Genomic DNA, 11620 nt, shown 5'->3' with positions numbered 1-11620 from the left:
CATCTGTGGTCGCGAGGATATAATTTCTGTCTTGCGCGAGGCTGGCGCAGACCGCCATCAGAACACCAGCCGGTAGCCAAGGAAGCGCTTGGAATCTATCGGGTCCTGGCCGAGCTTTTCGCGCAGCTTCTTGCGCAATTTGGAGATGTGGCTCTCGACCACGTTCTCCTCGACCTCTTCGTCGAAGATGCCGTAGATGGCGTTGAAGACCTGGGTCTTGGTGACGCGGCGTCCGCGGTTGCTCGCCAGATATTCGAGGATGCGGCGCTCGCGACGCGGCAGAGGCAGCGGCTGGCCATCGATCTCGGGATCGCGGCCGTCCATGAAGATGCGCATGGCGCCGATCTCGGTATAGCTGACGTCCTCATGGGCGCGGCGGCGGATGGCGGTGATGCGGGCCAGGATCTCCCGGATATGGACCGGCTTTCGGATGACGTCGTCGACACCGCTCTCGAACAGCCGCAGCGTATTTTCAAGCGAGTGCTGTTCGCTCAGCGCAATGACCGGAGCGCCGGTGCGGTCGCGGATCTGGCGTGGCGAGATGGCGCCTTCGCGGCAGTCGCCGATGAGGAAGGCTCGGACCGATCGCAAATCCGTGTCGGCGGCCGATGTCACCCACTCGCCGAATTCACCGGACGCGAAGCCTGCACAGGCGACGCCCTCACGATCGAAAAGTGAATTATAGCCTTCAGTTACGAGCTCACGCTCGTCAACGATTACAATCATCGGCCCCGCCTCCGAATCAGATCATCTGCCCCGTGGGAAGAGCCGTAACCGGTGCCGGGAATCCTGAACAACCATCATTTCTTGTAGCTATTTTCTTGGGAGTTATTTCGAGTTTCGAAATAACCGCAATCAGGAGGTTGTATCGTTGGTTGCCGAACGGGTGACGTGGCACGTCACCCGCCGGGCGTGGATTTGCAGCCGTTCGCAAGAGATGATTCACCTAAGGGTTGCAAAAGTTGCGGGCGTTCGGGGTCCATTTGCCGAAGCCGGCGGCGACCATATTGGCGATGACGCGGCAGACATAGAATTTCTGCGCGGGATCATTGTCGGGGCCGGCGTGGTAGCGGGCGACGGCCATCGACCAACTGACATGACGCGCATGCAGGCTGGCCAGGAAGCGTGCGGCATAGTCGACATTCTGGCGCGGGTCGAGCATGTCGTCGACGCTGCGGAAATGCGCGGCGTGATAGTGATGGTTGATCTGCATGCAGCCGAGGTCGATCAGCGTCTTGCCCTCACGTCGGGCTGCTTCGAAGGCGGCCAGGGCCTCAGTGCGGCTCCTTGGAAATACCGCTTTTCCCTCTATATTCAATGCGTTAGGTTGCAAGCTACCCTTCCTGCCGGTCTCGGTCAGCCCGACCGCATAGAGGATGCCGGCGGGCACGCCATAGCGGTCGGCGGCACGCAAAATCTCGGGCTCGCAAGGGTTGGTGGCGGCGGTGGCCGGCTTGGTGGCGAGGCTAGATAAACATATCGTCGCCAGCACGCTCGCGAGCAGGCGCGCCAGCGCGGCCGAATTCCTGGGCATCGTCATTGCGGTTTCTTCCCGACTGGTGGCCGCCCGAACCCGTATTGTTGCCGCTCGAGTTTCCGGGCTGAAAAGCGGACTGGTCGCGGCCTTGCGGCATTGGCTGCGAGTTCGCTGCATCGCTGCGAACCCCTGCGTGGACTGCTATCGAAGGTTGCAGGATGGTGACCTTGTCGACATCGAAGCCGAGCCCGCGCAACGACTTCACGATGGCGTCGCTATCGGTGGCGAGACGGCGGTAAGCCTCATGGGTTTCGGGCTTCAATTCTATCGAAAGTTGTTCTCCGGAAAGCCTCAGACTGGCGGTGACCATGCCGAGCTCTGCCGGGTGAAGCTCGATCTTCAATATATGTGTCGGAACGGCAACAGAACCGGCCGTCTGGGCGGTCGTCGACGGCGTCGAAACCGCTTGCCGCAGGCCGTTATCCGAAGCCAGCGCGTCGATAAGCGCCGAAGTCGTTTGGTTTATCGGACTATGCGCCGGCGCGGGGAAGCTCTGTTCGGCGACAATGTCGACGCGCGCAGCGAATGGCGGCTGTTTTCCCTGTGTGGACGATGCCGCGGAATGGGCTCCATCGACGGACTTCGCCGACGGCGCGGACCGTTTTGCCTCGGGTGCCGAAACGTCGCTTGCCGTCTGGTCCGCCGGTAGAGGAGGCGTCGGACCATCCTGGTGCGGCAGTTTGCCGGACTGGAGCCCGATCGCGGGCAGCTTTTGCGCCTGATCCTGTGCGGAAACGCTGGTACCGGGCTTGGCCCGTTCCGATCGCGTCGTCGTGTCGAGTTTGTTGTCAATGCCGGAAGCTGCGCGGTGTCTCTTCAGAGGCGACGTCTGTGCAGAAATGGCCTCGCCAGCGGGCGCCGGTTGCCCAGTCTGTCCATTCGTCGCGATGCCGTTCCCGCTTGTCCGGACCGTTGAGAAATGCCTGATATCGTGCAACGCCAGCACCAGTGGCAAATGATCCTGCAGCGATCCTGCATCCGCGTCTCGTCCGGCCACCTCAGCGTCCTTGGATGGTTTGTCCGGGCCACTATCGGCATGTTCTTTTGCGGCCTTGCCGGCAGCGGATTTCGTCCCCGTTTTGCCAGACTGGGTGTGTGGGATTTCGCTTTTGCCGGGACCGGCAGGGCTGCGTTTGGCCCAATGCGGCTCGTGCGACGCGGCCTCAATTGCTCCCTGGCCTATCGGTGTCGGCGCATCGTCGTCGCCGCGCACCATGTCGCCGAAGCTTTTGTCGCCGCCCTTGGCGTTTGAGGCCGACTGCTTCGATCCGGCGTGCGCGGGAGCCGGCAGGGCCTGGCCAACATTGGTGGTCATTTCGGGGCTGCTCCAAGCATCTGGTCGATCAAATCGAGCTGGCGACGCGTCCTCGCCATGGCGGCGTCGGTGGGATCGGCTGGCTCTACGGCGGCGGGGGCCGGCGCCGATGCCGGCACGACCGGAGCCGCATCGCTGGCCGAGGCGACTGCAGGCGTTTCCGCCGCCTTTGCCTCTGGCGTGCTCGGTGCCTGCGCGGCCGGCTCACTTGCCGCCTTCGGTTGGTCGGTTGCGGGCTGTTCACTCGACGTTGTGGCGGCTGGCTGTTCCGGCATCGCGCCTTCGACCGGCGGCAGCTCTGGCTCGTCGGGTCTTTCCACTGCCGCGGTCTTGACCGGCTCCTGCCTGGCCGCGGCAGGTGCGGGCTTTTCGGCAGGCAACGGCGCCGGCGGGGCGATGACTTCACCGGCCACGGCCTTCGCGGCATCGAGCAGGTCGCGGTCGCTTTGCGAAAGCTGGTTGCGATCGATCTTGTCCAGCTTGGCGCGGACCTCGCCGATGGTGCCGGACGTTACCGTGGACAGGCTGGAATAGAGCTGGGCGCGCGGATCGTCCTGATTGTGGATGCCGTCGCGGCCCCGTTCAGCCCTGGCCGAGGCAAAGGCGGAGAGATCGGCAAAGCCGTCGATCGCGGCGCGGCGGGCGATGCGCAGATAGATCACCTTCTCGCGTTCTGGATCCATCATTGCGGTGATGTCGGCGAGCTTGTCCTGGCTGATTGCCATGTGCAGCGTAATGACGCCGGAGACGAAGGCGTCGGCGAACTGGCTGGCATAGGGCGAATAGAGGTAGTCTTCGACATATTGGGTTGAGGCAAGCGCGAAACGCGCACCGTCGCCTTGCGCGGCGGCGATGCCGACCGAACGGCGCAGCGCTGCTTCCTCGACCAGCGTGCCTGGGCTGAGCAGGCGAGCATCGTCGAGCAGCGCAAGCGCGCTGACCGGTTGCTCGGTGGCGAGAAGCGAGCCCTTGACCAGCGCCAGAAAGGCACCGAGATCGGGGGGCAGGGTCATCGGATCGATCGGCTTCAGCGCCTCGATCGCAGCCGCCGGCCGGCCGTTCAGATAATCGACAATGCCCTTGGCGATGGCCAGGCTTTGCGGGTCGGCCTTGGCGCGCGACACCGCCGCCTCGACGGTGACGGGGTTGCCGCCACTCATGCCATAGACCAGCAAGGCGCGAAAATTCTTCAGGTCGCGGAAATCATCTGCGTCCGCCGCGCGCAGCCTTGTGTCGGCCATTTCGAGCAGCTTGGCCTGCATCGGCAGCGCGGCGTGATCGCCGGCGGCGATGCGGTCCTGCACAAGCTGCAGCGAGCGCACCAGCTGATAGGGCTGCAAGCCGTCCTCGGCGAAGGCCGATGGCGGATGGACAGCGCTCAGCAGTAGCAGCCCGACGGCGCGGCCGATGATGGCGGCGCGCCTCATCCGTCTGTCGCCATCAGGATTTCGATGCGGCGGTTCGCTGCAGCCATCGGGTCGGCCGAGATTTTCGGCTCCCGGTCGGCGAAGCCGGCGACCTCGGTGATGCGGCGCTCGTCGACGCCGCCGCGCACCAGCATGTAGTAGGCGGAATGGGCGCGCGCCGTGGACAGCCGCCAATTGTCGTAAGTGTCGCTGCGGAACGGCCGCGCGTCGGTGTGGCCGTTGATGCTGATCGTGCCTTTCTGCTCGTTGACGATGCGGCCGATCTTTTCCATCGCCAGCACCAGTTCACGCCTAGGCACCGCCGATCCGATCTCGAACATGCCGAAATCGAACTGGTCCGTGATCGAAATGACGACACCCTTGTCGGTGGCTTCGACGGAGACGCCATCGTGCAATTTGTCGCCTGGCTTGAAGGCCTCGGCCAGTTCCTGCTTGACCTGCGCCGCGGCTTTAACAGTGGCGGCCGTCGGCGCCTTTTCCGCGGCTTCGGGTTTGGGTGCGGGTTGTGCTTCGGCGGCTTCGGCCTTTGCAATCTGGGCCTTCGCTGCTTCAGCCTTGGCCTCTGCTTTGGCTTCAGCCTTGGTCAGTGGCTTATCGGAAACGGATTTCGCCAGCGGCTCGAGCGGCGCCGCGGTCACTGGCGGCGCGGCCGGCACGGCCTTCACTTCCGCCACTTGCGTCTGTGCCGCCTTGGCACCCGGCTTCAGCGGATCGCCTTCGATCTTGGTGCGTTCGGCGGTGGCTTCGGCGCCTGGTGCAGCCACCTGCTGCGACCAGAAATCCGGCGCGAACGGGTCGCGGTAGGATTGGCCGCCGGATGCGCCGGTAGCCGGGCCGGACGCCTGCGCGCCGCCATCGCCCTTCTCGCTGACATTTTGCATGACGCCGGTGTCGGTGGCGATTTCCGACAGCACCGCATAGGGATCGGCAAACAGATGCTCGTCGGAAAGATCGGTCTTCGGCGCCGATTCCTTCGATTGCTTCTTGTCGGAAGTACCGGCGCCGCCGATGCCGTCCTGTCCGGCCTTGCTGGTCTTGTCCCGCGGGTCGTCGGCCGTCAGCCCGACCTTGCTCGGACCATCGCCGAGGTCTTCAAGGCCCTTGCGGCTGGCGTTGCGATCGACCAGCTTGACCGGGTTGAAATAGCTGGCAACGGCGGCCTTGGTCTGCTCGTTGGCGGCGTTGATCAGCCACATGACGAGGAAGAAGCACATCATGGCAGTCATGAAATCGGCAAAAGCAATCTTCCAGACGCCGCCATGGTGGGCGTCGTCGTGGTCGTCGTGATTGCGCCGCACGATGATGATCTCGTGCCTGGGCTCAGCGGCGTCGGCAACGCTCATGACGTCCACTCGTTCATAAGAGGGCCCTCGCTCATGATAGGGCCTCGGACAAGGCGGCCGACCATTCGGCAATGCGGGTTTCGAACACCGCCTCGTCAATGGCGACGGTAAGGTCGAAGCCGGGTGCCTCGACGAAATCGAGATTGGCCGCGCGTGGGCCGAGCGAAGCCTTCAGCGTCTCGAACAATGACAGCGGTCCGCGCACGGCGATGCGCACCGCCTCGCTGTCGCCGACGGCTTCGCGGATCGTGCCGGCAAGGGTTTCCAGCGAACGCTTCTGCAGATCGTCGCTGACAAGGCCGCCAATGATGCGCGCAATGGTGGCGCCGACGAGGTCGCTGACCTTGGCCTCCATGATCTCGATACGGGCAGTGACGACCGCGCCGAGATCGCCGCCGAAACTTTCTAGAAAGGCCTTTGCTTCATCGGCGTTGGCCTGTCTCTGCGCCTCGAGCGCTGCCTGGTGGGCGATGGCAAGGCGGGCTTCAAGGGCGGCTTCGGCATCGATGACCGCTTCGGCGATCAGCGCGCCGATGTCGGCCTGCGGCGCCGACGTCTCCGGCCTTGGCTCGGCCATGGCGGCGAGCGAGGGCTGGCCGGCACGCTGGCTGCGTGCGCCGAAATCCGGCAAAAGGTCGAAAAGCGCTGCCGAGGCCATGGTCTATACCGCTGCTTCCTGGGCCGCCCATTTGCGCAGGATCTGCGCGGTGCGCTCCTCATTGATGTCGACCATGCGGGCAAGCCGCTCCTGCGGCGCCGGCCTGATCTTCTGACGAAGATCGTCGAGTGGAGTCGGGCCTGGGCGGCTGCCGGGCAAGGCAGCCGGCGCCTGTTCGGCGCTGGCGGCTTCGGGTGTCGGCAGTGAACGCTGGACGTCGTCGAAGCTCGGACCGGCAAGTGCCGGCGTCGGCCGCGCGCTCAGCGCGGTGGCCATCGGCCTCAGGCCGAAGAAGGCGACCAGGAACACCACGACGATGAAAGCGCCGGCGTTGATCATCGTACCGGCATGGGTTCCGATCGACGCCATTATGCCCGGCTGTTCGACCGCCTCGCCGTCGAGCCCGTCGATGAACTCGACGGCCGAGACATCGATGATGTCGCCGCGCTTGTCGTCGAAGCCAGTGGCCGAAGCCACCATCTTCTGGATGTCGGCAACGCGCTTGGCGATCTGCTCGGGCGTTGCGTCCTTGCCGAGGATGGTCATCAGCCGCTGCTGATTGACGACGACGGCGATCGACATCTTGGTGACGGAATAGCCGTTCGAGACTGTGGCGATCTTCTTGGAGTTGATCTCGTAATTGGTGATCTCCTCCTTGCGATCATTCTCCGATGACGTCTGCGGACCATCGGTGCTGGTCGCCTGGGTCTCGGGCAGGTTCTGCTCGACGGTGGCCGGGGTCGAGGCCTGCCTCTGATTGCTGTTTTCGTTGGCGCGCACCGACTGCACGGAACGCTCCACGCGTGACTCCGGATCGAAGATCGTCTCTTCGGTCTGGCGGGTGTCGGTGTTGACATCGGCCTTGACGCTGGCGCGGAAATTGTCGGGGCCGAGATAAGGCGTCAGCGCGCGGCGGATGTTGTCGCCGATCTGCGCCTCGACGGTCTGCTCGACGCCGAGCGTGCGGGCAGCACTTGTGTTGGAGGGATCGTCGCCGGCGGCGAGAAGGTTGCCGTTGGAATCGAGCACGGTAACCTTGTCGGCCGACAGGCCCGGCACGGCGGCGGCGACGAGATGGCGGATCGACATGGCGCTCTTTTCGGCGTCGATGCCGGAATAGCGGATGACCACCGAGGCGGAGGGTTGCTGTTCGTCGCGGCGGAAATTGGCGCGCTCGGACATGACGATGTGAACGCGGGCGGCCTTGATGCCGGATATCGACTGGATGGTGCGGGCGATCTCGCCTTCCAGCGCGCGCACGCGGGTGATCTGCTGCATGAAGGAGGTCAGGCCAAGAGAACCGACATTGTCGAACAGTTCGTAGCCGGCATTGGCGCTGGTCGGCAGGCCCTTTTCGGCGAGCAGCATGCGCGCCTGCGCGGTGGTGCCGGCCGGCACCAGCACGGAGGTGCCGTCGGAGCCGACGTCGAAGCCGATGCCGGCTTCGCCGAGCACCAGGCCGATCTGGTTCACGTCGGAGCGATCGAGCCCGACATAGAGCGTCTCATAGGCCGGGCGGTTGAGATAGACCGAGCCGATGCCGATGACGGCCATCACCAGCGCGGCAATGCCGGCCAGCATGGCAAGGCGCCTGACGCCAAATGCCCTGAGATTCGAGATGATGCTCTGGATCTGTTGCGGCACGATTCAAGCGCTCCCAGCATGATATTCCGTGGGAACACTAGACCGCGAAGCTTGTGCGAAGATGATAGAGCATGTCGCCCGGAAGTGTGCAGCGGTTCCGGGTCAACGACATGCGTCAAAACACAGCCACAAAGCGAAAGGGCCGCGCTGTCGGCGCGGCCCTTCAATTCAAGAAGGAGAAAGCCGGGTCAGGCTTACTGCTTGAACAGCGCCAGGATCGACTGCGAGTTGCCGTTGGCGATCGACAGCGACTGGATGCCGAGCTGCTGCTGGACCTGTAGGGCCTGCAGCCGCGTCGATTCCTTGTTCATGTCGGCGTCGACCAGCGCGCCGACGCCCTTGTCGATCGAGTCCGACAGGTTCGACAGGAAGCTCTTCTGGGTATCGATGCGCGACTTGGCGGCGCCGAGATAGGCAGCGCCCGTGGACAGCTTGGCAAGCGCCGTTTCAACGGCGCCAAGTGCGGTGTCGATGGCTGCCGGAAGGACCTGGGTTGTGCTGGGATCGAAGAAGGTCGTCGCCAGCAGAGCGCCGACGATGCCGCCGGTGCCGGGAAGATCGAGGACCTGCGTGTCGGCCGCCTTGACGTCGATGGTGTCGATGGCGACGGTCGTGCCGGTGCGGTTATAGGACGCGACGATCTTCAGGTCGGAGGTCGCAGCAGCGTCGTTCTGCAGCAGGTTCGAGCCGGCATAGGAGGCGTTGGTGACCGACGACTTGATCTGGTCCTGGATAGCCTTGATCTCAGTGGCGATCTTCTGCTGGTCGTCCTTGCTGGCGCTGCGTGCAGTGACCAGCTTGGCCTTGATCAGGTCGACCTGGTCCTTGATGTCGGTGATGGCGGTGTAGGCGGTGTCGACCTTGCCGGCGCCGAGGCCAAGCGCGTCCTGAACGGCCGAAAGCGCCTTGTTGTCGGACTTCATCGTGGTGGCGATCGACCAGTAGGCGGCGTTGTCGCTGGCGGTGGCGACGCGGTAGCCGGTCGAAATGCGTGACTGGGTGGTTTCAAGCTGCTTGTTGGTGTTGTTCAGGCTCTGCAGCGCGGTCAGAGCCGAAGCGTTCGTCATGATGCTAGCCAAGATATTTACCCCTTTTCAAACACTGGCGTGTCCCGAACACGCCGGATCAACTTCATCAAGGGGGTAGGCATAAGCCCATCGACCGTATGGTCTGCCCGCCATGGAATGGTTAACCATGACTACCGGGATATGGTTAACGGCCTGTTAAACCAAGCCATTCAGGGCGCTGGCCAAGAGCAAAAATCGGCAGCCATTCAGCAAGACAATCAACAGCCGCAAAAAGAAATCGGGCCGCGCTGTTGGCGCGGCCCGACGGATGGTGTCAGTCGTAATGTCGAGAGATCAGCCGCGGAAGAGCGACAGGATCGACTGCGAGTTGCCGTTGGCGATCGACAGCGCCTGGATGCCGAGCTGCTGCTGGACCTGAAGGGCCTGCAGACGGGTCGATTCCTTATTCATGTCGGCGTCGACCAGAGCGCCGACGCCCTTGTCGATCGAGTCCGACAGGTTCGACAGGAAGCTCTTCTGGGTGTCAATGCGCGACTTGGCGGCGCCGAGCGAGGCAGCGCCGGTGGACAGCTTGGCAAGCGCGGTTTCAACAGTGCCGAGCGCGGTGTCGATGGCGGCGGGGGTAACCGCCGTGGTGCTCGGGTCGAAGAAGGCAGCGGCGAGCAGGCCGCCGACGATGCCGCCCGTGCCGGCGACATCGAGAACCTGCGTATCGGCAGCCTTGACGTCGATGGTGTCGATGGTGACGGTCGCGCCGGTACGGTTGTAAGCCGCAACGATCTTCAGGTCGGACGCAGCGGCAGCGTCGTTCTGCAGCAGGTTCGAGCCGGCGAAGTTGGCGTTGGCGACCGAGGACTTGATCTGCGCCTGGATGGCGTTGATTTCGGTCGCGATCTTCTGCTGGTCTTCCTTCGAGGCGCTACGGGCAGTGACCAGCTTGGTCTTGATCAGGTCGACCTGGTCCTTGACGTCGTTGATGGCGGTGTAGGCGGTGTCAACCTTGCCGGCGCCGAGGCCGAGGGCGTCCTGCACGGCCGAGTTGGCCTTGTTGTCGGACTTCATCGAGGTCGCGATCGACCAGTAAGCGGCGTTGTCGGAAGCGGTGGCAACGCGGTAGCCGGTCGAGATGCGGGCCTGCGTCTGCTCGAGGGATTTGTTGGTGTTGTTCAGGCTCTGCAGCGCGGTCAGCGCCGAGGCGTTCGTCATGATACTGGACATGGCTACTCGTACCTTGATTTTTACAGGGTGTTTTTGACATACCGGCTTTTCCGGTATGACGGAGCGGCATCATGCCAATGATCGTGAGACCCGATCACCCGCCATCTGCGAGCAATATGCGGGCAAGTCCCTACCAAAGGGCTAAACGGGACGGTTAACCGGAAATATATTGCATAAAATTTTAGCAAGGCGCCAAGGGCGCGCGGACGGTCAGGTGAAGGAGCGCACCAGGCTGCCGACAAGCAGGTTCCAGCCGTCGATGAGGACGAAGAACAGGATCTTGAAGGGCAGCGAAACGACGGTCGGCGGCAGCATCATCATGCCCATGGCCATGGTGATGGTGGCGACGATCAGGTCGATGACGAGGAACGGCAGCACGATCAGGAAGCCGATCTCGAAGCCGCGGCGGATTTCGGAGATCATGAAGGCCGGCACCAGGATGCGCAGGTCGACGGTGTCCCTGGCAACGACCTGGCCGCGTTCGCGGGCGAGATCGGCGAACAGGTCGAAGTCCTTGTCGCGGACATTGTGCAGCATGAAGGTGCGGAACGGGTCCGAAATCTTTTCGAACGCCTCGGTCTGGCTGATCTGGTTGTCCATCAGCGGCTTGACGCCGGTGTTCCAGGCCTGGTCGAAGGTCGGCGCCATGACGTAGAAGGTCATGAACAGCGACAGCGAGATCAGGATCAGATTGGCCGGCGTCGACTGCAGGCCGATGCCGGCGCGCAGGATCGAGAAGGCGATGACGAAGCGGGTGAAGCTCGTCACCATGATCAACAGGCCCGGCGCCACCGACAGCACGGTGATCAGACCGAACATCTGGATGATATAGCCGACGGTGGCGCCGTCGGCCTTGCCGATGCCGCCGAGATCGAGCTGCTGGGCGGCGGCGACAGAGGTGGCGGCGACGACGATCGCGGCGGCGAGGACGAGTTTTCTCATTCGAGCAGCAATGTCCTGATCAGAACCTGTTTGGCATGGCCACCGCTGCGGACTGCGGCGCGCTCCTCGAGGTCGGCTTTCAAATGCTGGTAGCCGCTGGCGCCTTCGATCTGATGCATCTTCAGGGTGCGGACCATGGCAAGCAGGTCCTGGTGAATGCTTTCGGTAAGTTCCGGCGGCTGCGGCGCATCGTAGACCACCGACGCTTCCAGCCTTATCCAGGTGTCAGCAGGCGAAGCCAGATTGGTGGTGATCGGCGCCAGCTGGACAAGCGTCGGCCCGGTGCCGGGAGCATGTTCGGCCGCCTTGCTCGGTTGCTCGGCATTGGACTGGTTCTCCGGTGCGGCGGGCACAGGCACCGGTCCCCCGACGCCCTTCAGATAGCCGCCGGACATCCAGCCCATGCCGATCGCGGCGCCCGTCACCGCCAGCAGCATCGCAAGCTGGATGACAAGCGACGGGCCCTTTTTTTGCTGAACCTGTTCGACATTTGCCACGGCGCCGTTCT

At 63.6% G+C, this 11620-nt stretch carries 11 protein-coding genes; all 11 read right to left on the bottom strand.

What is annotated here, in order from left to right:
- Positions 1 to 57: 57 nt before the first annotated feature.
- The gene (locus ACYG9V_RS28815; protein WP_023683295.1) at positions 58 to 726 is read right to left on the bottom strand and encodes a response regulator transcription factor; all 669 of its coding nucleotides are present in this window, start codon (positions 724 to 726) and stop codon (positions 58 to 60) included.
- A gap of 220 nt (positions 727 to 946) precedes the next feature.
- Positions 947 to 1534 (bottom strand): transglycosylase SLT domain-containing protein, encoded by a 588-nt coding sequence (locus ACYG9V_RS28810; RefSeq protein ID WP_460222079.1) that lies wholly within the window; start codon positions 1532 to 1534, stop codon positions 947 to 949.
- On the bottom strand, positions 1467 to 2852 hold the full coding sequence (gene fliK, locus ACYG9V_RS28805) for a flagellar hook-length control protein FliK (RefSeq protein WP_460222053.1): 1386 nt from the start codon (positions 2850 to 2852) through the stop codon (positions 1467 to 1469). Before fliK ends, ACYG9V_RS28810 begins: the two co-directional genes overlap by 68 nt.
- The gene (locus ACYG9V_RS28800) at positions 2849 to 4279 is read right to left on the bottom strand and encodes a chemotaxis protein MotC (RefSeq protein ID WP_352762476.1); all 1431 of its coding nucleotides are present in this window, start codon (positions 4277 to 4279) and stop codon (positions 2849 to 2851) included. Before ACYG9V_RS28800 ends, fliK begins: the two co-directional genes overlap by 4 nt.
- Positions 4276 to 5622 carry a MotB family protein gene (locus tag ACYG9V_RS28795; RefSeq protein WP_352762475.1) on the bottom strand — a complete coding sequence of 449 codons (1347 nt, stop codon included), beginning with the start codon at positions 5620 to 5622 and terminating at the stop codon, positions 4276 to 4278. Before ACYG9V_RS28795 ends, ACYG9V_RS28800 begins: the two co-directional genes overlap by 4 nt.
- A gap of 31 nt (positions 5623 to 5653) precedes the next feature.
- Positions 5654 to 6280, bottom strand: coding sequence for a hypothetical protein (locus ACYG9V_RS28790; protein ID WP_023686351.1), 627 nt, complete (start codon positions 6278 to 6280; stop codon positions 5654 to 5656).
- Between the two features lie 3 nt (positions 6281 to 6283).
- Positions 6284 to 7924 carry a flagellar basal-body MS-ring/collar protein FliF gene (gene fliF / locus ACYG9V_RS28785; RefSeq protein ID WP_023686350.1) on the bottom strand — a complete coding sequence of 547 codons (1641 nt, stop codon included), beginning with the start codon at positions 7922 to 7924 and terminating at the stop codon, positions 6284 to 6286.
- A 194-nt stretch (positions 7925 to 8118) separates the two neighbouring features.
- Complete coding sequence (locus ACYG9V_RS28780) at positions 8119 to 9003, bottom strand: flagellin N-terminal helical domain-containing protein (RefSeq protein WP_023683302.1); 885 nt, start codon at positions 9001 to 9003, stop codon at positions 8119 to 8121.
- A 282-nt stretch (positions 9004 to 9285) separates the two neighbouring features.
- Positions 9286 to 10170, bottom strand: coding sequence for a flagellin N-terminal helical domain-containing protein (locus ACYG9V_RS28775; protein WP_023683303.1), 885 nt, complete (start codon positions 10168 to 10170; stop codon positions 9286 to 9288).
- A gap of 210 nt (positions 10171 to 10380) precedes the next feature.
- The gene (gene fliP / locus ACYG9V_RS28770; protein ID WP_023686348.1) at positions 10381 to 11112 is read right to left on the bottom strand and encodes a flagellar type III secretion system pore protein FliP; all 732 of its coding nucleotides are present in this window, start codon (positions 11110 to 11112) and stop codon (positions 10381 to 10383) included.
- Positions 11109 to 11609 (bottom strand): flagellar basal body-associated FliL family protein, encoded by a 501-nt coding sequence (locus tag ACYG9V_RS28765; RefSeq protein WP_352762473.1) that lies wholly within the window; start codon positions 11607 to 11609, stop codon positions 11109 to 11111. The genes fliP and ACYG9V_RS28765 overlap by 4 nt, the downstream gene beginning before the upstream one ends.
- Positions 11610 to 11620: the final 11 nt, after the last annotated feature.

This window comes from Mesorhizobium sp. W016, assembly GCF_054719485.1.
The sequence above is the reverse complement of the archived record's forward strand: the minus strand, read 5'-3'. Positions and strand labels throughout refer to the sequence as shown.

What these genes read in the sequence shown, in the direction of transcription:
- ACYG9V_RS28775 (WP_023683303.1), bottom strand. Translation starts at nt 10,170, where the DNA reads ATGTCCAGTATCATGACGAACGCCTCGGCGCTGACCGCGCTGCAGAGC.
- ACYG9V_RS28800 (WP_352762476.1), bottom strand. Translation starts at nt 4,279, where the DNA reads ATGAGGCGCGCCGCCATCATCGGCCGCGCCGTCGGGCTGCTACTGCTG.
- ACYG9V_RS28815 (WP_023683295.1), bottom strand. Translation starts at nt 726, where the DNA reads ATGATTGTAATCGTTGACGAGCGTGAGCTCGTAACTGAAGGCTATAAT.
- fliP (WP_023686348.1), bottom strand. Translation starts at nt 11,112, where the DNA reads ATGAGAAAACTCGTCCTCGCCGCCGCGATCGTCGTCGCCGCCACCTCT.
- ACYG9V_RS28810 (WP_460222079.1), bottom strand. Translation starts at nt 1,534, where the DNA reads ATGCCCAGGAATTCGGCCGCGCTGGCGCGCCTGCTCGCGAGCGTGCTG.
- fliK (WP_460222053.1), bottom strand. Translation starts at nt 2,852, where the DNA reads ATGACCACCAATGTTGGCCAGGCCCTGCCGGCTCCCGCGCACGCCGGA.
- ACYG9V_RS28795 (WP_352762475.1), bottom strand. Translation starts at nt 5,622, where the DNA reads ATGAGCGTTGCCGACGCCGCTGAGCCCAGGCACGAGATCATCATCGTG.
- ACYG9V_RS28790 (WP_023686351.1), bottom strand. Translation starts at nt 6,280, where the DNA reads ATGGCCTCGGCAGCGCTTTTCGACCTTTTGCCGGATTTCGGCGCACGC.